Below are 18,727 nucleotides of genomic sequence, written 5' to 3' on the forward strand. Positions count from 1 at the left end.
GCGGATCTCGCCGATCATGATCACGTCCGGGTCCTGGCGCAGGATGGCGCGCAGGGCTTTGGCGAAGGTCATGTCGATGCGCGCGTTGACCTGGGTCTGGCCCACGCCGTGCAGGTCGTATTCGACCGGGTCTTCCACCGTCATGATGTTGGTGGAGGTGTTGTTCAGCATGGACAGCGCGGCGTACAGCGTGGTGGTCTTGCCCGAGCCGGTCGGCCCGGTGACCAGCACGATGCCGTGCGGCTGGTTGATCAGGCTGTTGAACTGCCCCATCATCTTTTCGCTCATGCCCAGGTGCGACAGGTCGAGCCGGCCCGCTTCCTTGTCCAGCAGGCGCAGCACGGCGCGCTCGCCGTGGCCGGTGGGCAGGGTCGACACGCGCACGTCGACCGGCTTGCCGCCCACGCGCAGCGTGATGCGGCCATCCTGCGGCAGGCGCTTCTCGGCGATGTCCAGCTGCGCCATGATCTTGATACGCGAGATCAGCGAGCCGTGGATCGCCTTGCGCGGGCGCACGATGTCGCGCAGCGCGCCGTCGACGCGGAAGCGCACCACCGAGGTCTGCTCGAACGGTTCGATGTGAATGTCGGAAGCGCCGTCGCGCAGGGCCTGCGTCAGCAGCGCATTGATCATGCGGATCACCGGCGCGTCGTCGGACGACTCCAGCAAGTCCTCGATGGCCGGCACGTCCTGCAGCAGCTTGGTCAGGTCCAGGTCGGCGTCGAATTCCTCCGCCACCTGCGAGGCGTCGCCGGAGGCGCTGGCATAGGCGGTGGCGATCGCCGCTTCCAGGTCGGCGCGCGGCAGGTGCTTCAGGTTGATGCGGCCGAAACGGCGCGACACTTCCGCAATGGCGGAAGCGGGCGTCGCGTTCGACATCATCACATCGACCGCGTGCTCGGCTTCGGCGCTGGGCTGGGCCAGCACCAGGAAGTCGCGCGCAAAGGCGTAGGGCAGGAGGTTGCTCATTGTTGCTGCTGTTTCTGTTCAGGCACGGAAGGCGCGGCTGGCGCGACCGGCTTGGCCAGCTGGCCGCCGCCCATCGGTTTGCCGTCCTGCAGCTGCGGCAGGGCCGGTGCGCCCAGGTTCTTGACGGCGATGCTGTCTTCCGGCGCGGCCGCCTGCTGCGTGGCGCGCATGTAGTCGTAGCGGTCGGCGGTCAGGCTCATGCCCTGGTCGCGGTTGCGCACCACCACGGGGCGCAGGAACACCATCAGGTTGGTTTTCTTGCGGGTGCGCTTCTGGTATTTGAACAGGTTGCCGATCAGCGGCAGGTCGCCCAGGCCCGGCACTTTCTCCACGTTGTCGCTGGAGTCGTCCTGGATCAAGCCGCCCAGCACCAGCACCTGGCCGTCGTCGGCGATGATATTGGTTTCGATGGCGCGGTTCTTCAGGATCAGGCCATTGGCATTGGATGCCACCGAGGCGTCGATGCTCGAGCTTTCGTTATAGATGGCCAGCTTGATGGTGCCGCCTTCGGAAATCTGCGGGCGTACCTTCAGCGTGATGCCGATGTCCTTGCGTTCAACCGTGGTGAACGGGTTGCCGCCGCCGCTGCTGGCGGTGGTGAAGGAGCCCGTCACGATCGGCACGTTCTGGCCGACCTTGATGGTGGCCACTTCGTTGTCCAGCGTGAGCATGTTCGGCGTCGACAGGATATTGCTGTCGTCGTCCGCGCCCAGCGCGTGCGCCACGGCGCCCAGTCCCAGCTCGCCGTTGGCCAGCTGCTTGAAGACGCCCAGCGTCAGGCCGGCGCCCGGCAGCACCGTGCTCTTGCCCTGCTTCAGCTGGTACAGGTTGGTCAGCGCATTGCCTTCGGCCACGCCCGGATAGTTGGTCAGGCCGCCGACGCGGTAGGTGCTGCCGGCGTTGCCGCTCAGGCCAGTCCACTGCACGCCGAACTCGGACAGCTTGTTGGCGTTGACTTCGACGATCATCGATTCGATGTACACCTGCGCGCGGCGCACGTCGAGCTGGTCGATCACGGCGCGCAGGTTGCGGTAGACCGTTTCCGGCGCGGTGATGATCAGGGTGTTGGTGGTGGCGTCGGCCTGGATGAAGCCGGCCTGGCCGCCGCCCGCCAGCGCTTGCCCGCCGCTACGGCTGTTGCTGCCGCTCAGGGCCGGGTTGGTCGGGCCGGTGCCCTGGCCGGACGCCTGCGCGCCCTGGCCCAGGCCAGACTGATTCATCTGGCCGGCGCCGCCGGTGCCGCCGCCGAGCGAGGCCAGGCCGCCGCCGGACTGGCCGCCGCTGGCGCCGCTGTCGCCGGACACCACGGAACGCAGGGTTTCCGCCAGCTTGGTCGCTTCCGCATTCTTCAGGTAGACCACGTGCACATTGCCCGCCTGCGCGGTCGGCTGGTCCAGTTTCGCGATCAGCGATTTGGCCAGGTTGGCGCGTGCCGCCGACGGTGCGCGCACCACCAGCGAGTTGGTGCGCGGGTCCGGCACCAGGTTGACGCGGCCGGAATCGCCGCCGGCGCCCGGCTCCAGCAGCTTGTTGATCATGGCCGCCAGGTCGCTGGCAATGGCGTAGCGCACCGGGATCACGTCCAGGTCGGCCGAGGACGGCGCATCGAGCGAAGCGATGATCTTGGCCAGGCGCTTCAGGTTGTCGGCGTAGTCGGTGATGACCAGGGTGTTGTTGCCCGGATTGGCGTTGATGGTGTTGTTGGGCGTGATCAGCGGGCGCAGCACGGTCACCAGGTTGGCCGAGTTCTCATGGTTCAGGTGGAAGATCTGGGTCACCACCTGGTCGCCTTTCGGGCTGGCCTGGGCGCCGCCCACCACGGTCGGCGATGCCTGCAGCTTGGCTTCCGCTTCCGGCACCACTTTGGCATAGCCGTCGCCGCTGACGATGGCGTAGCCTTGCAGGCGCAGCGCGGAGGCCAGCAGCGAGAACGCTTGCGACTTGGTGATGGATTTCTCCGACACCAGGTTGATGGTGCCTTTCACGCGCGGGTCGATCAGGAAGGTGATGTTGGTGTAGTGGCCGACCGCCTTGATCACCGATTCGATATCGGCGCCGACGAAATTCAGCGCGGCTTCGTCATTGGGCTGGGCCCAGGCCGTGACAGGGGCGGCGGCGGGCGCCAGCGCACAGCACAGCATCGCGGCGGCGCTCAGGCGGCGCAGCGCCGGGAAGGATTGTGGGCTTGCAGTATGTGTTTTCATTATCGGAACTCTAGTGCAATGACGTTTTTAACGCTATTCGGCTTGCGCTGGCCCAGCATGTTCAACAGGCCGACCAGCTGCTCTTCATATCCGGTTGCCGCTTCCGCCTGGCCGGAGAACTGCAGGCGGCCATGCTCGAACTTTCCCGTGCCACTCAACAGCAGCGGGCCGCGCTGCGAACTCAATGCCAGCGCGGCTTGCTGGCCCTGCCAGTCGAAGGCCAACTGGTAGCTGCCCAGCGGTTTCAGTGGCGACAGGCGCGACGACATATCCTGCATCTCCAGCGTGGTGCGGCCGCGCAGCGTGACCGCCTGCCCTGCGCGCTCGATCTGCAGCGAGGTCCAGGACAGCTTCATGCGGCCGCTCGGCGCCAGCGTGTTGAGCGGCGCGCCCAGGCCGGCCAGGCCGTCGGCCGGCAGCAGCAGCGCGGCCGGGCTGACTTCCCAGCTGCTCCAGCCGCCGCGCAGCGACACCGGCTGCGTCAGCGAATCCGGGTTTTCCAGTTCCAGGTCGACGCTGCCGAACAGCACCAGCGGCGACAGGCGCCAGCTGAAACGGCCCGGCAGCAGCGGCGTGACCGCGCCATCCTTGCTGGCGGCGCCGCCGACAAAGGCGGAACCGCGCCACAGCGTACCCTGCGCGTCGCCCAGGGTCAAACGGCCGCCGCTCTGCGCTTCGACCAGCTGCCCCATCCAGCTGGCCGGCAGGAAGGCCAGCACGGTCAGGCCCGCGCTGACGGCAATTGCCAGCAGCCACAAAACGGCACGCTTCATTGGACCACCGTCTCCTGGCGCAGGGTCAGGTTGGCGTCCACCTGGCCGGCCGGGCCTTGCTGCGTGACCTGGCCCTCCTGCACGGCCACGCGCTGCTCGCGCCGCATCGTGTCCAGCCAGCTCACCAGGCCGGCAAACGGCACACCCTTGAACTCCACTTTAATGTAATCGCCGGTCACGGCAAGGTTCTGCGGCGTCAGGCCGCTCGCTTGCAGCCGGGCCGTCACGCCGTCCTTGGTCAGCGCTTGCGGCTGCACCGGCGGGCTGGCGGCCAGCTGCGCCGCTTCGCCGGCCAGCGCCTGCAGCTCGGCCACCTGCTGGTTCAGGCGCGGCAAGTCCTGGCGCAGCCTGTCGCGCCCCGTCCACGCCGGGTCGACCAGCACGCCGTAGACAAAGCCGAAGGCGACCACGGCGCCGCCGATCGTCAGCATGCGCTGTTCCTGCTCGGTGCGCGCCCCCCACCAGGCGGCCGCGCGGGCGCGGTAGTTGTTGATGGTGTCGTTCAGGCCGGCCATTATTTGCCCCCCGCCTTCACCAGCCACACGCCGGGGCCGCTCTCGCTGGCGGCCAGCTTGCGCTGCGCCAGCGCCGCCTGCACCTGCGCCATGGCGCTGGCGTCGATGCTGTTCGGCTTGAACTTGACGGTCATGCTGCGGTCCTTGTATTCGATACCGGCCACCACTTCGCGGTTGGGCAGCACGGCCAGCGCTTCGCCCAGGGCGGCGCTCATATTGGTGAAGTCGTCGGCACTGCCGCCGCCATTGCTGGCGCGCGCCACGGCGATATTGCGCCGCATCTGCGCCGCCGGGTCGTCCGTCACCGGCTGGTTCGGATAGGCGGCGCGGAACACCTGCACCATGTTCTGGCGCACAGTAGCAGCTTCGCGTTTCAGGCGTATGTATTCCCAGTTCAGGCCGACGATATTGACCAGGATGGCGGCAACGGCGATGCGGTAGGGCCATTTCCAGCGCGCCCAGGCGCGGGCGGTAGCGCCGCTGGCGGCGCCCAGGCCGGCGGCCAGGTCGAGGGTCACCGCCTTGGCGGCGGCGATGCGGTGCACCCAGTTGTCTTCTTCCAGCGTGATGCCCGGCACGCCGGCCGCTGCGGCGGCATACTCGGCGCGCTGCGCCGGCGCCACGTACAGCGTGACCGGCGCCTCGCCGGCCAGCGCGCGCAGCGTGTGCAGCGCCGGTTCGGGCGCGTTCGGCAGGGTCAGGCCCAGGCCTTCATACGGCGCGCTGCGCAGGGTCAGCTCCAGGCCGGCGTCATCCAGGCCCAGGGCGGCGGATACGCTGCCCGGCGCCAGCGGCAGGCACAGTTGCACCGGCAGCGCCGACACGCCGTGCGCGCCCTGCGCCACCAGCGCTTTGACCAGCACTTCCAGCCAGGCGCGGTTGGCCACGGCCACCACGCGCTCGTCGCTGTCGCCGCTGGCGGGCGCCAGCGCCAGCACGCAATCGGCCGGGTCGCCCAGCACCTGCTCTTCCACCAGGTGCGGCAAGGCCGCTTTCAGCTTGGCGGCGGACAGCGGCGGGACTTTGACTTTCAGCAGCGAGACATCGGCGGCAGCCAGCAGCAGCACCACGCGGCGCGCGCCGGATACCAGTTCGCCCAGGTTGCCCAGGGCGCCGGCGCCCTGCTGCATCACGTTGCCGCCGTCGCCCACCAGGGCGAACTGGCAGCTGGCCGGCACGCCGTTGTCGGCGGCTGCGGCGCGGGCCGGATACCGAATGTAGAGTGTTGTCAAAGCTTGCCTTCCCTATTCCCTAATTTCCCTTAGATTTCCCGAATCCAGACCACTTGCGTATTGTTCTGCGTGCGGTACACCAGCGACCAGGACATCAGTTCCGCGCGGTCCAGCTTGACCCGGCTCAACACCAGGAAGTAGTCGCTGCGCGTGTCGTACTCGATATCCGGCTGGATGGTCTTACCCAGCGACGCCAGCTGCGCATCAAACGCCTGCTTGTTCATATACGGCGTGCGCTTGCGCGCGGCCACCAGCGCCTGGCCTTCGGCCGTCACCATGCCCGGCCCCAGCGCCCCCAGCAATTCCGCAGCGGCAGTATTCACATTGATCGCGGTCGGCTGCGGCAGCACCACCACGAAATCGCGCAGCTTCTCGATCGCCTTCTGGTCGAAGCCGGACACGGACAGCAAATCTTCCGGGCGCAGCATCTTCATCGGCTGCCCGTTACCGGCCTGCACCGGCAGCACATTGGCCGGCGGCGGGCCCGATGGCGCCAGCAGGCCGGCGCCTTCGCTGCGCGCCACCTGGGTCGCCACCACCTGCGCCAGCGCCGGGTTCAGCTGCAGGTTCTGCAGCAGGCGCGTAAACACCGCCAACTGGGCCCGGTTGATGCCGCCCGCCCCGCCCACGATGGCAAGATTCGCCAGATTGTAGCGCGACTGTGCGTCGTAAGTCTGTCCTGAAATTGAAGCGTCGAAGCTTTCGCCCTGGATCCGTTCGCGTTCCACAAACTGGTCCAGCCGCGTTTCCGCCAGCGGCGTGGCCCAGATGCCGTCGGCGCGCGTGACCATGCGGTTGTCCATCATGTCCTGGCGCAGGATAAGCCGCACCAGATCAAGGCCGCCGCGCAAAATCCAGCGCGTCTGGAAATGCAGGCGCTGGTTTTCCATCGAGCGCACCTGCACCTGCTGCTGCCAGAACAGGCTGGCCACGATCGACACCGCCAGGGTGGTCAACAGTAGCGCGGTAACAACAGCCACGCCGCGCTGGCGCACCGGATGGCGTCGTTTCATACGGCCCCCAGCAGGAAGACTTTGGTCAGCGGCACGGACTGGCCCTGGATCAGCAGCGAGATTTCCAGCCCGGTCGGGCCTTCGCTCGGGGCGCGCACCGGCGTGCCCGGCGGATTGGCGCTCCCGGTGCCGGTGCCGGTGCCGGTGCCGCTGCCGCTGCCGCTGCCGTCGCTGCCCGGGCCACCGACCACGGCGCCGCCGCGCTCACCGCCTTCGCCGCCCTCCGCGCCCGGCAAGGCGCTGCTGAAGGCGGTCGAGGAGTTGCCCGGCAGTTTCCAGCCGCCCGTTTCCCACACGCGCACGTCCATGCTGGTGACGCCGCCTTGCAACGCCACCGCGCCCTGCGCGCTGGCGTCGCCCAGCGCCGCCTGCCACAGGGCCTGCAGCTGCACCAGGTCGCGCGTCAGGCGCGATTCGCGCCGCAGCAGCATGCCGTCGTGGATCAGGTAGCTCACCACCTGCAGCTGCGACGGCGCATTTTCGGCCAGCACGGTGCGGATAAAGACCAGGCGGCTGCTGTCGGCCATCACGTTCGGGCGCTGGCGCAGCAAGCCCTTGTCGGCGATCTGTTCCAGGTCGCTTTGCATCTGGGCGAAGGTGAGCTGGATGCCGCGCGTCTGCTCCATGTTCTGCGTCAGCTGCTCACGCGAGCGCACGATGCCGTCCAGCCCGCGCCAGCCCATCACGGCGACAATGGCCAGCACGGTGATCGCCACCAGCAGTTCGATCAGGGTAAATCCGCGCGCCGCCTTCATTCTTGCAGCACCAGTTGCACCAGCTTGATGATGCGCCGTTGCGGCGCGCTGGCTTCGAACACGCTCACCTCGACCCGGCGCATGCGCGGGTTGGGCGAGGCGATCACTTCTTCTTCGCACACCAGCTGCAGGTCGGCCTGCGGGCATTCGAAGGTGGTTTTGCCGGTGGCCGGCCAGCTCTTGGCCAGGCGCACCTGCACCAGCCGGTTCTCGGCCGACCAGGTGGCCATCATGGCGGTGCGCAGGCCCTCGCTGTTCTGCGTCAGGCTACCCATGGCGCGCAGGGCGGCGCCCAGCGCGGTGCCGACGATCAGCAGCGCCACCAGCACTTCCAGCAGGGTAAAGCCTCGTTGCCGCATTCTTCAGTCCACCGTGAAATGGCCGACGCCGTCGGCGCGGATGACGGCCCGCGCGTCGCCGCTGGCCAGTGTCAGGACAAAGGGGCGGTCCACCGGTTCGCGTCCGAACACGATGCGCGTGCTGCCCGGCAGGTTGCTCGGCGGGTCCAGCAGCAGGGTCACCGGCCCGGCCTGGAACGGCCGTTCGCGCAGCAGGTCGTCCTGCGGCAGGGTTTCCCAGCTGCGTTCATTGCGCACCAGGAAGCGGTAGCTGTCCGGCCCCGCCTCGAAGGCGATGGGCCGGTTGCGCACGATGGCCTCGTCGCGCGCCAGCTGCAGCAGGAGGGCGATGCGCGACGCCTCCTTCTGCATGGCCTGCGCCTGGGTCGGCGCGGCGCTCATCACAGTCAGGCCGAGCGTGAGGCCGATGATGACCAGCACCACCAGCAGCTCGATGAGCGTGAAGCCGCGCGGCACGGCGCGGCTGGCGCCCTTAAATTTCCCAGGAGCCGATATCCGCATCGTCGCCGGTACCGCCTGGCTGGCCGTCGGCGCCATAGGAGAACACATCGATTTCACCTTTTACGCCCGGGGACAGGAACTGGTACGGATTGCCCCATGGGTCTTTCGGCATTTTTTCCAGGTACGGCGCCTTCCAGCCGTTGGCGGCCGGGCCGGCGGTCGGCTTGGTCATCAGCGCCTGCAGGCCCTGCTCGGTGGTCGGGTAGCGCTGGTTGTCCAGCTTGTACATCTTCATGGCCTGCATGATGGTGGAAATCTCGACCTTGGCGGCGGCCGTCTTGGACTGGCCCACGCGGTCCAGCACCTTCGGCAGCACCAGGGCCGCCAGCACGCCCATGATCACGACCACGACCATGATCTCGATCAGCGTAAAGCCGGCGGAGCGGCGTTTGCTTGGCTTTTGCATAAGATTCATTAAAAGTTAAACTGGCAGTATAAGTGATTCAATCGTGCTTGCGGCCAATCGCGCCAATCTGGCGCAACACGCCCTCGTTGGAGCCGGCGATGTTGGCCGGCACCGCCTCCAGCGGCTTCACCGCCGGCACGTTCTCGACGAAAGGCTTGATGCCGAGCGCCTGGTCCACCTCTTTAGGATAGATGATGTGGCCGCGCGTGATCACGGCCGCCACCTTGCGCAGGTCCTCGATATTTTTGGTTGGGTCGCCGTCCACCAGCACCAGGTCGGCCAGCTTGCCGGCCTCGATGCTGCCGCGGTCGGCGCTGGTGCGGGTGTAGCGGGCGCCGTTGCGGGTCGCCACCTGGATCGCCTCGGCCGGGGTCAGGCCGGCCTTGACCAGCAGCGCCAGCTCGGAATGCAGGGTGAAGCCGGCCAGGTCGTCGGTGCCGGCCACGATCGGCACGCCGGCCTTGTGCAGGGTGCCGACGAACTGCACCATCTTGGCGAAGGACTTCTCGTAGCGCGCCTGGGTGGCGGCGTCCGGGATCTTCATGGTGCCGACGTGGAAGCCGCGCGCCACGTCCGGCGGCATATTGTCCTTGATGGCGGCCCATGGCTCGTTGACGTCGCCGTCCTTCTGCTTGAGGAAGGCGAAGGTGGCCAGGGTCGGGTCGACCACGATCTGCTTTTTCTTCAGCGTGGCGACAAAGTCCTTCACCGCCTTGGAATTGAAGTCCAGGCCGGCCACTTTCTCGGCCGGCAGGTAGAAGCGCTCCAGGCTGCGGGTTTCCACGCCCGGCTTGAACAGGAAGTTCAGCATGACCTGGTTGATGTGCTGCAGCTCGTCGTAGCCGGCGTCCAGCGCTTCCTGCGCGCGCAGGCCGGCCGGCACGTGGCCGGACACGCGCATGCCGCGCAGGTGGGCGTAGGCCACGGTCTCCTTCAGGATCTCTTTCGGGAAGGAGTTGTAGATCTTCAGCTGCGGGTAGCCATGCTCGGCGTACCAGTCGATGGCGCGCTTGGACTGCTCCAGCGTCTTGACCACGAAGCCGCCGTTGGAGGAGTACGGGCTTTCGCCTTCCAGGAAGCCGGTCGGCACGATCTGCGGCGCCAGCAGCTTGCCGCCGGCGGTTTCGTCGATCATCATCTGCAGCTGGGCGTTGTCATTGCCCAGGTCGCGCAGCGTGGTGACGCCGGCCGCCACGTGCAGCGCGCCTTCCCAGCGGCCCAGGTGGGCGTGCATATCGTACAGGCCGGGCAGCATGATGCGGCCGGCGGCGTCGATCTCGTTGACGGCGCCGCGCACCGGCGCGCCGGCCGGCAGGATGGCCGAGATGCGGCCACGCAGCACGTACACATCGGACGGCGCGCCAACTTTACCCGTGCCGCTGTCGAAGATGCGCGCATTCTTCACCACGGTCAGGCCCTGCAGCGGATGCTGCAGCCTGGCCGCCAGGTCGTTCAGCATTTGTGCTTCGGCCTTTTTCTGGCGCGTGGCCAGCGCCTTGCCGTTGTCCTGCCAGCCGTCGATGGCGGCCACGAACACGCCCGGCACCACCACGGCGAACAGCTCCGGCTTGTCGCCCTTGGTGGCCCACATGAACTGCGGGCTGAGGCCGATGCCGGTCTGGGCGATCAGCTCGACCGACTGCTTCCTGCCGCCCGGGCCGGTCACTTCCACCTCGTCCAGCACCTTGTGGGTCAGGGTGCCGGTCGGCAGCAGCGGCAGGCTGCGGCCGGGCGCGGCGGCCAGCGCGGCAATGGCGCGCGAGGCGACTTCGAAACTGCTGTTGAGCGGAACGTAGAGGGCCGGGCCGGTGACGTCGCGCGCGCCCTTCTCGGTGGTGGAGGTCCAGGATGCCTTGCCGCCGTTGCGCTCGAATTTCTCATCGACCACGGCGCCAAAGGTCGAGTTGCCCTTGACGTGGTAGGCGGTCATGGTGCGGTCGGCGCCCAGGCGGAATTCCTCGCTCAGCTCGGGGCCGCGGCCGTTGTCCTTGTAAATGAAGCGCACCTTGGTCAGGCCGTCGTCGTGGTTTTCCACCACCTGCTCGCCCATCTGCTTGCCGTTGTTTTCGGAAATGATGACGTAGCGCGTGGTCTGGGTGACCGCGGCTTGGGCAAACGCGCTGGCGATCGCCAGCGCCAGGACGGCGGAAACTCGCTTCATGGGTGGATCTCCTTTTATTGGTGTGGGGTCCCGCACACGGGACAGGCCTCGTTGCGGCTGATGCTAATGCTGTTCCATTCCATGCGCAATCCGTCCAGCAGCAGCAGGCGCCCGGCCAGCGACTCGCCCACGCCCATCACCAGCTTGAGCGCCTCGGCCGCCTGCATGGCGCCGACCACGCCCACCAGCGGCGCGAACACGCCCATGGTGGAGCAGGCCACGTCCTCGAACGGCTGGTCTTGCGGGAACAGGCAGGAATAGCAGGGGCCCGGCGCGCGGCCATCGGCGCGGCGCGGGTCGAACACGGACACCTGGCCGTCGAAGCGGATCACGGCGCCCGACACCAGCGGCACGCCGTGCGCCACGCAGGCGCGGTTGACGGCATGGCGCGTCTGGAAGTTGTCGGTGCAGTCCAGCACCACGTCGTGCTGCGCCACCAGCGTGGCCAGGCGCGCGTCGTCGACGCGCTCCACCAGCGCCGTGACCTGGCATTCCGGATTGATGGCGTGCAGCGTGGCGCGCGCCGACTCGGCCTTGGGCTGGCCCACGCGCTCGGTGGTGTGGGCGATCTGGCGCTGCAGGTTGGTCAGGTCGACGCTGTCATGGTCGACGATGGTGAGGCGGCCGATGCCGGCCGAAGCCAGGTAGAGCGCCGCCGGGGAACCCAGGCCGCCGGCGCCGATCACCAGCGCCCGGCCCTGCAGGATGGCCTGTTGGCCTTCGATGCCGATTTCATCGAGCAGGATGTGGCGCGAGTAGCGCAGCAGCTGCTGGTCGTTCATTTACTTGGCGGCCAGCTCGGGCTTGGAGGTCTTCACCGGCAAGCCCTTGAAGTGGCGCAGCGCCTGTTCCAGCTGGAAGTCGTCCTTGCTGCCGAATTCGAACGGCTTCTGCTTGCGGGCGGCGGCCAGCAGGCGCTGCTCTTCTTCCAGTTCGTCGCGGCGGATGCGGCCCGGCGCGTCTTCCTCGCCGTCGCTGTTGGCCAGGTGTTTCTGCAGGTCCGCCTCGCGCAGGCGCAGGGCGTTGATCGGGTCGCCCTCGGCCGTTTCGTCGACCAGCACATCGGGCGTGATGCCCTTGGCCTGGATGCCGCGGCCGTGCGGCGTGAAGTAGCGCGCGGTGGTCAGCTTGACGGCCGAATCGGCCGTGATCTGGCGCAGCGTCTGCACCGAGCCCTTGCCGAAGGTCTGGCTGCCCATGACGATGGCGCGCTTGTAGTCCTGCAGCGCGCCGGCCACGATTTCGGAGGCGGAAGCCGAACCGCCGTTCACCAGCACCACCATCGGCACGGTCTTGTAGAAGGCCGGCAGCTTGGCCAGCGGGTCGGCGCCGCTGCGGTTGGCGTAGTTCGGCAGCGAGGCGTGGAAGGCTTGCTTGGAATCGGCCAGCTGGCCGTCGGTGGACACCACCAGCGCGTCCTTCGGCAGGAAGGCCGCCGAGACGCCGACCGCGCCCTGCACCACGCCGCCCGGGTCGTTGCGCAGGTCGAGCACCAGGCCCTTCAGGTTCGGCTCCTTGGCGTACAGGGCGGTCAGCTTCTTCGCCATGTCTTCCACCGTCGGTTCCTGGAACTGCGAGATGCGCAGCCAGGCGTAGCCCGGTTCCACCATCTTCAGCTTCACGCTCTGCACGCGGATCTCTTCGCGCACGATGGGAATCAGCAGCGGCTTGTCTTCGCTCTTGCGCGACACCGTCAGCACCACGCGGGTGCGCGGTTCGCCGCGCATTTTCTTGATCGCCTCGTCCAGCGACAGGCCTTTCAGCGGCTGGCTATCGAGGCGGGTGATCAGGTCGCCGGCCTTGATGCCGGCGCGCCAGGCGGGCGAATCCTCGATCGGCGCCACCACCTTGATATAGCCGTCCTCCATGCCGACCTCGATGCCGATGCCGACGAACTTGCCGTGGATCGACTCGCGCATTTCCTTGAAGGCGGTCTTGTCGAGGTAGACGGAATGGGGATCGAGCGAGGACACCATGCCGGCGATGGCGTCCTGCACCAGCTTCTTGTCGTCGACCTGTTCGACGTAGTCGGATTTGATCAGGCTGAAAACTTCGGACAGGGTACGCAATTCCTCCAGCGGCAAGGGACTGCCGGCGCGCTGCGCCAGGGCCGAAAACTGCATCGAGACGGCGATGCCAGCCACCATACCAAGGCCGACCAGGCCCAGACTCTTCGTTTTGTTGCCCATTGATTGCTTTCCGCCGCTAGAACTTGACCCACCCGGCCGGATCTATCGGCTTGCCCTGGTGGCGCATTTCAAAGTATAAACCCGATTCTTCGTAACCGCCGGTATTTCCGACGGTGGCGATCACCTCGCCCGCCTTGACCACATCGCCGGCGCGCTTCAGCAGCGCCTCGTTGTAGCCGTAGCCGCTCCAATACTGGCCGCCATGGTCGATGATGATGAAGTTGCCGTAGCCGCGCAGCCAGTTGGCGTGCACCACGCGGCCCGCCGCCACCGCGCGCACTTCGGCCCCGCCGCCGGCCTTCACCACCATGCCCTTCCAGGCCACGCCGTCGGCGTTCTTGCTGCCGAAGCGTTTTTCAACCTTGCCCGCCACCGGCACCGGCAGCAGGCCTTTCAGCCTGGCGAACACGCCGTCCGCCACCACCGGCGCCAGCGCCACCTCGGATGGGCGCGGCGACTTCTCGTCGCGCACCTCGCCACCCTGCGCCGGCTCCGGCTTGGCGGCCACCTTCGGCTCCTCCTCCACCGGCACCGGCTTGGGCGCCGGCTTGCCGGCCTTTTTCGCTTCCTGCGCCAGGCGCTCGCGCTCGGCCTGGGCCTTGGCGCGGGCCAGCGCGCGCGCTTCGGCGTCGGCCTTGGCTTTGGCCGCGCGTTCGGCGGCCAGCTTTTCCTGGCGCGCTTTTTCGGCGGCGGCGATGCGCGCCTGTTCTTCGATCAGCTTGTTCAGGCGCTCCACCAGGTTGTCCAGGCGCTGCGCATCCTGCTCCATGCGGCCCGCCTCCTTGCGCTGGGTGACCAGTTTCTTGGACAGGCTGGCCAGGGTGGCGGCGCGGCGCGCCTTCTCCTGCTCCAGCTTGGCCTTCTGCTGGCGCTCTTCCTCGGCGATTTCGTCCAGTTCCTGCTTGGCGTTCTGCGCCTCGGCCTGGTTGTCCTCGACCTTTTTCAGGTTGGCGCGCAGCGCCTCCAGCAGGCGCGCCTGCGACTGCGACACATAGGCCATCAGCTGCAGCTCGCGGTTGATGCGGTTCGGGTTGTCGCCCGACAGCAGCAGCTTGATGCGGTCTTCATTGCCGGCCACATACTGCTCGCGCAGCAGCTTGGCCAGCTGCTGCTTCTGCGCCGCCACGGTGGCGGACAGGCGCAGCTGCTCGGCGGCCAGCTCGGCCACCTTGCCATTCAAATGGGTCTGCTCCGCCGCCAGCTCGCGCAGCGTGCGGTTGGCGTCGGAAATGGCTTCCTCCGACTCGGCCAGGGTATCGGCCGCGTCTTCCTTGGCGCTCTCGGTCTTGCCGATTTCCGCCTTCAGGGTGGCCAGCTTGCGCGCCAGCGCCGCGCGCTCGGTCTCGGCGGCGGCTTTTTGCTTGCTGCGCTCGGTCGGCTTGGGCGCGGCGGGCGCGTGGCCGGCGGCCAGCGCCAGCAACAGCGCCAGCGCCGCCGACGCCGCGGCGCGCCACGCCGGGCGCCCGGCGCGACGGGTCGGAGTCACTGCCATCGGGACTTACTTGGCCTTGCCCTGGTTGGCCACGGCTGCCTGGGCGGCAGCGATCGCCGCCGGGTCGCCCAGGTAGTAGGACTTGATCGGCTTCAGGTCGGCATCCAGCTCATACACCAGCGGCTGGCCATTCGGGATGTTGAGGCCGACGATGTCCTCGTCGCTGATGCCGTCCAACATCTTGATCACGGCGCGCAGGCTGTTGCCGTGGGCCGAAATCAGGATTTGCTTGCCGGCCTTGATGGCCGGGGCGATTTCATCATTCCAGGCCGGCATCACGCGCGCCACGGTGTCTTTCAGGCACTCGGTGAGCGGGATGGCGTCTTTCGGCAGGCCGGCGTAGCGCGGGTCGTTGAAGGAGGTGCGGTCGTCGCCCGCTTCCAGCGCCGGCGGCGGGATGTCGTAGCTGCGGCGCCATACCAGCACTTGCGCGTCGCCGAATTTGGCGGCGGTTTCGCCTTTGTCCAGGCCCTGCAGCGCGCCGTAGTGGCGCTCGTTCAGGCGCCAGTCATGCTTGATCGGCACATACATTTCATCCATCTCGTCCAGCGTCAGCCACAGCGTGCGGATCGCGCGCTTGAGCACGGAGGTGTAGCACAGGTCGAAGGAGAAGCCGGCATCTTTCAGGATTTTGCCGGCGGTTTTGGCTTCGTTGACGCCTTTTTCCGTCAGGTCCACATCGGTCCAGCCGGTGAAGCGATTTTCCAGGTTCCAGGTGGACTCGCCATGACGCATGAAAACGATCTTGTACATAGAGCAATATCTAAAGAGTGGGAAATTAGTGGAAATCGCCGCCGAAGCCACGAACAGGCATCTATTTTATAATGCTGGCATTCAATTCAACCATTCGAATAACTGGATTACCGTGAAATTCTTCCTCGACAATATTTTTCTGATCGCCATCGTCCTGCTGTCCGGCGGCGCCCTGCTGTTCCCGGCCCTGATGCAACGCGGCAAAAAAGCCTCCCCGGCCGAAGTGACCCTGCTGATCAACCGCGGCAAGGCGGGCGTGCTCGATGTGCGCGCCAAGGACAAGGCGGAAAGCCGTATCATCGACTCCAAGCACATCCCGCTGGCCGAACTGGGCAACCGCATGGGTGAACTGGACAAGTTCAAGAACAAGACCCTGGTGGTGGTATGCGATAAAGGGATCAGCGCCTTCAGCGCCGCCCGCATGCTGGAAAAGTCCGGTTTCTCCGACGTTGTCGTGCTGGAAGGCGGGATCGAAGCCTGGAAGGCGCAAAACCTGCCGCTGACTAAATAAGGAGCTGCCATGACTGCTACTGTAACCATGTACAGCACCCTGGTGTGCCCGTATTGCGTGCGCGCCGAACGCCTGCTGGAGAGCAAGGGTGTCACCGCCATCAATAAAATCCGCGTCGACCTCGATCCGGCCCAGCGCCAGCTGATGATGGAAAAGACCGGCCGCCGCACCGTGCCGCAGATCTATATTGGCGACACCCACGTGGGCGGTTTCGACGATTTGTATGCGCTGGACCAGGCTGGCGGCCTTGACCCCTTGTTAAAAGGTTAAACGCCCCCAAATACAACGGACAGGCAGGCAAAACGTTTGAAAATAAATCATTTTTGCTACAATTGCCGTCGCGTTTGACTTGGGCTGTCCCTGGACAAGCATTAACTATATAACTGATACGAAAGCGTTCCATGTCTGAAGAAAACCTGCAACCTGTGTTCCAAATCCAACGCGTCTACCTGAAGGACATGTCCCTGGAACAGCCGAACTCCCCAGCCATCTTCCTGGAGCAGGAAGCCCCTTCGATCGAAGTGGCACTGGACGTTGGCGCTGAGCCAATCGCCGACGGCATCTTCGAGTCCACCGTGACCGTGACCGTGACCGCCAAGGTCAAGGACAAAGTCGCGTTCCTGGTGGAAGGCAAGCAAGCTGGTATCTTCGAAGCCCGCAACATTCCGGACGAGCAGCTGGACCCGCTGCTGGGCATCGGCTGCCCGAACATTGTGTACCCGTACCTGCGTTCGAACATCGCCGACATGATCACCCGCGCCGGCTTCCCGCCGATCCACCTGGCAGAGATCAACTTCGAAGTGTTCTACCAGCAGCGCCTGGCCGCCATCGCCGCCCAGCAGCAAGCTGCTGAAGGCGCCGCGACCCCGGTCGAAGGCACCGCAACCGTGCAGTAATACTTCTGCGATACTATTGGGGGGCACGGCCCCCCAAAAATGCAAAGGCCCCCGTGGGCCTTTGCGCATTTTTAAGAGTCTTTTCGATGAATTTACGCCGCATTGTCGCCCTCGCCTTGCCGCTGCTGGCCAGCGCCAGCGCCCAGGCGCTCGACTTCCGGTCGGTCGGCCCCCATCCTGCCGTGCTGTACGGCGCGCCATCCACCCGCGCGGCCAAGCAGTACATCGTGCCGCCCGGCGCCCCGCTGGAGATCGTGCTGACCTATGGCGAATGGGTCAAGGTGCGCGATATGGCAGGCGACCTGGCCTGGACCGAAGCCAAGGGCTTGAGCAAGCAGCGCAATGTGATCGTGCGCGCCGCCAACACCAAGGTGCGCGGCAGCGCCGACGATACGGCGCCCGTGGTCTTCACGGCCGATAAAGGCGTGCTGCTGGAACTGGCCGAAGCGCCAGCCAACGGCTGGACCAAGGTGCGCCACCGCGACGGCCTGGCCGGCTATGTGCGCAGCGCCGAAATCTGGGGCAACTGAGCAAGATGCAAGAACACTATAAAAGCGCGCCGCGCAAGATCAGCGTGCTGGGCGCTGGCGCCTGGGGCACAGCGGTGGCGATCGCCGTCGCCGCCCGCCACGATGTGCTGCTGTGGGGCCGCAACGCCGCCGCCATGGCCGACATGGCCCGCGCGCGCGACAATACCCACTACCTGCCCGGCTACCCGTTCCCGCCGGCGCTGCAGGTGACCGCCGATTTCGACGCCGCCGTGGCGCATGCCGGCCAGGACGGCCTGCTGATCGCCGCCTGCCCGGTGGCCGGCCTGCGCCCGCTGCTGCAGGCGCTGCAGGGCAAGGCGATCCCGAACATCGTCTGGCTGTGCAAGGGCTTTGAATACGACACCGGCATGCTGCCGCACCAGATCGTGCGCGAAGTGCTGGGCGAGGCAGTGCCGGCCGGCGCCCTGTCCGGCCCCTCCTTCGCGCAGGAAGTGGCGAAAGGCCTGCCGTGCGCCCTGACCATCGCCTCCAGCGATGCCGCCCTGCGCGAACTGGTGGTGGGCGCCGTGCATGGCGGCACCATGCGCGTCTACTCCAGCGAAGACATCGTCGGCGTGGAAGTCGGTGGCGCCGTGAAGAATGTGCTGGCCATCGCCACCGGCGTGGCGGACGGCATGGGCCTGGGCCTGAACGCGCGCGCCGCGCTGATCACGCGTGGCCTGGCCGAAATCACGCGTCTTGGCACCGCGCTGGGCGGCAATATCGAAACCTTCATGGGCCTGACCGGCATGGGCGACCTGATCCTGACCTGCACCGGCGACCTGTCGCGCAACCGGCGCGTCGGCCTCGGGCTGGCGCAAGGCAAATCGCTGGACACCGTGGTCAATGAACTGGGCCATGTGGCGGAAGGCGTGCCGTGCGCCAAGGCCGTGCGCGAACTGGCGCGCCGCCTGGGCGTCGACATGCCGATCACCAACGCCGTCGCCAGCGTGCTGTTCGACGGCCTGCAGCCGGCCGACCTGGTGCAAGGCTTGCTGGCGCGCGACCCGCGCTACGAAAGCTTCAATCCGGCAGCAAAATAGTCAGCAACAACAGGGAATCGGCGTTGGCCCGCAGCGCATGCGGCGCGCCCCCCTCCAGGTGCAGCAGCTCGCCCGCGCGCAGGATGGTGGTGCGGCCATGGGCATCGAAGGCCACCTCCCCCTCCAGGCACTGCAAGGTAATCTGGCCGCGCACCGCATGCTCCGGCAAGGCGCGCCCGGCCGGCACCGTCATGCGGATCAGCTCCAGCTGCTCCGTCTTCGCCAGTGCGATGGAAGAAAACTGCGACAAGCTCTCACCGGCCGCCCGGCCGACCCGGACCGCCTGGCCCGATATTGCATGTGGTAGCGCCATATGCCCTCCCTGGATGACCCCCATGATAGCAGCAGGCACCGCAAGGCCGGGGCCACCAAGATCGGGGTCAGGTCTGACAATCGGACAAAACTTGCGCTACGCGCAAGTTTTG

At 66.8% G+C, this 18,727-nt stretch carries 21 protein-coding genes; 5 read left to right on the forward strand and 16 right to left on the reverse strand.

Translation table 11 applies throughout. The annotated features are described in order from the left end of the window. The 15 genes from ACE3TQ_RS25185 to gpmA form a co-directional block, all read right to left on the reverse strand. A partial coding sequence (locus tag ACE3TQ_RS25185; RefSeq protein WP_374586202.1) for a GspE/PulE family protein occupies nucleotides 1–969 on the reverse strand: 969 nt, incomplete at its 3' end. Further along, on the reverse strand, nucleotides 966–3,173 hold the full coding sequence (gene gspD, locus ACE3TQ_RS25190; protein WP_374586204.1) for a type II secretion system secretin GspD: 2,208 nt from the start codon (nucleotides 3,171–3,173) through the stop codon (nucleotides 966–968). The genes gspD and ACE3TQ_RS25185, both read right to left, overlap by 4 nt. Then, entirely contained in the window at nucleotides 3,173–3,946 is a 774-nt protein-coding gene (locus ACE3TQ_RS25195; RefSeq protein ID WP_374586206.1) for a type II secretion system protein N, read from the reverse strand. The genes gspD and ACE3TQ_RS25195 overlap by 1 nt, the downstream gene beginning before the upstream one ends. Continuing rightward, entirely contained in the window at nucleotides 3,943–4,461 is a 519-nt protein-coding gene (gene gspM, locus ACE3TQ_RS25200) for a type II secretion system protein GspM (RefSeq protein ID WP_374586208.1), read from the reverse strand. Before gspM ends, ACE3TQ_RS25195 begins: the two co-directional genes overlap by 4 nt. After that, nucleotides 4,461–5,693 (reverse strand): type II secretion system protein GspL, encoded by a 1,233-nt coding sequence (gene gspL, locus ACE3TQ_RS25205; protein ID WP_374586210.1) that lies wholly within the window; start codon nucleotides 5,691–5,693, stop codon nucleotides 4,461–4,463. Before gspL ends, gspM begins: the two co-directional genes overlap by 1 nt. Nucleotides 5,694–5,722: 29 nt before the next feature. Next, nucleotides 5,723–6,706 (reverse strand): type II secretion system minor pseudopilin GspK, encoded by a 984-nt coding sequence (gene gspK, locus ACE3TQ_RS25210; protein WP_374586212.1) that lies wholly within the window; start codon nucleotides 6,704–6,706, stop codon nucleotides 5,723–5,725. After that, nucleotides 6,703–7,461, reverse strand: a complete 759-nt coding sequence (locus tag ACE3TQ_RS25215; protein ID WP_374586214.1) for a type II secretion system protein J — start codon at nucleotides 7,459–7,461, stop codon at nucleotides 6,703–6,705. Before ACE3TQ_RS25215 ends, gspK begins: the two co-directional genes overlap by 4 nt. Continuing rightward, a complete protein-coding gene (gene gspI / locus ACE3TQ_RS25220; RefSeq protein WP_374586216.1) occupies nucleotides 7,458–7,820 on the reverse strand; it encodes a type II secretion system minor pseudopilin GspI in 363 nt (120 codons plus the stop codon). Before gspI ends, ACE3TQ_RS25215 begins: the two co-directional genes overlap by 4 nt. A gap of 3 nt (nucleotides 7,821–7,823) precedes the next feature. Continuing rightward, entirely contained in the window at nucleotides 7,824–8,321 is a 498-nt protein-coding gene (locus ACE3TQ_RS25225) for a GspH/FimT family pseudopilin (protein WP_374586242.1), read from the reverse strand. Beyond that, complete coding sequence (gene gspG, locus ACE3TQ_RS25230; protein WP_374586218.1) at nucleotides 8,293–8,727, reverse strand: type II secretion system major pseudopilin GspG; 435 nt, start codon at nucleotides 8,725–8,727, stop codon at nucleotides 8,293–8,295. The genes ACE3TQ_RS25225 and gspG overlap by 29 nt, the downstream gene beginning before the upstream one ends. A 37-nt stretch (nucleotides 8,728–8,764) precedes the next feature. Then, nucleotides 8,765–10,888 (reverse strand): amidohydrolase family protein, encoded by a 2,124-nt coding sequence (locus ACE3TQ_RS25235; protein ID WP_374586220.1) that lies wholly within the window; start codon nucleotides 10,886–10,888, stop codon nucleotides 8,765–8,767. A 14-nt stretch (nucleotides 10,889–10,902) separates the two neighbouring features. Then, entirely contained in the window at nucleotides 10,903–11,670 is a 768-nt protein-coding gene (locus ACE3TQ_RS25240) for a ThiF family adenylyltransferase (RefSeq protein ID WP_374586222.1), read from the reverse strand. Continuing rightward, nucleotides 11,671–13,077, reverse strand: coding sequence for a S41 family peptidase (locus ACE3TQ_RS25245; protein ID WP_374586224.1), 1,407 nt, complete (start codon nucleotides 13,075–13,077; stop codon nucleotides 11,671–11,673). It lies immediately after the preceding gene. 16 nt (nucleotides 13,078–13,093) lie between these two features. Further along, nucleotides 13,094–14,569: a peptidoglycan DD-metalloendopeptidase family protein gene (locus ACE3TQ_RS25250; protein WP_374586226.1), complete on the reverse strand. Its 1,476-nt coding sequence runs from the start codon at nucleotides 14,567–14,569 to the stop codon at nucleotides 13,094–13,096. A 6-nt stretch (nucleotides 14,570–14,575) separates the two neighbouring features. Continuing rightward, a complete protein-coding gene (gene gpmA, locus ACE3TQ_RS25255; protein WP_374586228.1) occupies nucleotides 14,576–15,322 on the reverse strand; it encodes a 2,3-diphosphoglycerate-dependent phosphoglycerate mutase in 747 nt (248 codons plus the stop codon). A 112-nt stretch (nucleotides 15,323–15,434) separates the two neighbouring features. Between gpmA and ACE3TQ_RS25260 the strand changes: the two genes are divergently transcribed. The 5 genes from ACE3TQ_RS25260 (at nucleotide 15,435) to ACE3TQ_RS25280 (ending at nucleotide 18,302) form a co-directional block, all read left to right on the forward strand. Then, on the forward strand, nucleotides 15,435–15,833 hold the full coding sequence (locus tag ACE3TQ_RS25260) for a rhodanese-like domain-containing protein (protein ID WP_374586230.1): 399 nt from the start codon (nucleotides 15,435–15,437) through the stop codon (nucleotides 15,831–15,833). Between the two features lie 9 nt (nucleotides 15,834–15,842). After that, complete coding sequence (gene grxC / locus ACE3TQ_RS25265) at nucleotides 15,843–16,103, forward strand: glutaredoxin 3 (RefSeq protein WP_374586232.1); 261 nt, start codon at nucleotides 15,843–15,845, stop codon at nucleotides 16,101–16,103. Between the two features lie 131 nt (nucleotides 16,104–16,234). Then, nucleotides 16,235–16,729, forward strand: coding sequence for a protein-export chaperone SecB (gene secB / locus ACE3TQ_RS25270; protein ID WP_374586234.1), 495 nt, complete (start codon nucleotides 16,235–16,237; stop codon nucleotides 16,727–16,729). 86 nt (nucleotides 16,730–16,815) lie between these two features. Next, nucleotides 16,816–17,259 carry an SH3 domain-containing protein gene (locus ACE3TQ_RS25275; protein ID WP_374586236.1) on the forward strand — a complete coding sequence of 148 codons (444 nt, stop codon included), beginning with the start codon at nucleotides 16,816–16,818 and terminating at the stop codon, nucleotides 17,257–17,259. A 5-nt stretch (nucleotides 17,260–17,264) separates the two neighbouring features. Next, nucleotides 17,265–18,302, forward strand: a complete 1,038-nt coding sequence (locus ACE3TQ_RS25280) for an NAD(P)H-dependent glycerol-3-phosphate dehydrogenase (protein ID WP_374586238.1) — start codon at nucleotides 17,265–17,267, stop codon at nucleotides 18,300–18,302. Here ACE3TQ_RS25280 and ACE3TQ_RS25285 read toward each other — a convergent pair. Next, nucleotides 18,283–18,615: a cupin domain-containing protein gene (locus tag ACE3TQ_RS25285; RefSeq protein WP_374586240.1), complete on the reverse strand. Its 333-nt coding sequence runs from the start codon at nucleotides 18,613–18,615 to the stop codon at nucleotides 18,283–18,285. The genes ACE3TQ_RS25280 and ACE3TQ_RS25285 overlap by 20 nt on opposite strands. Nucleotides 18,616–18,727: the final 112 nt, after the last annotated feature.

The organism is Pseudoduganella sp. (assembly GCF_041914865.1).
Classification (GTDB): domain Bacteria; phylum Pseudomonadota; class Gammaproteobacteria; order Burkholderiales; family Burkholderiaceae_D; genus Rugamonas.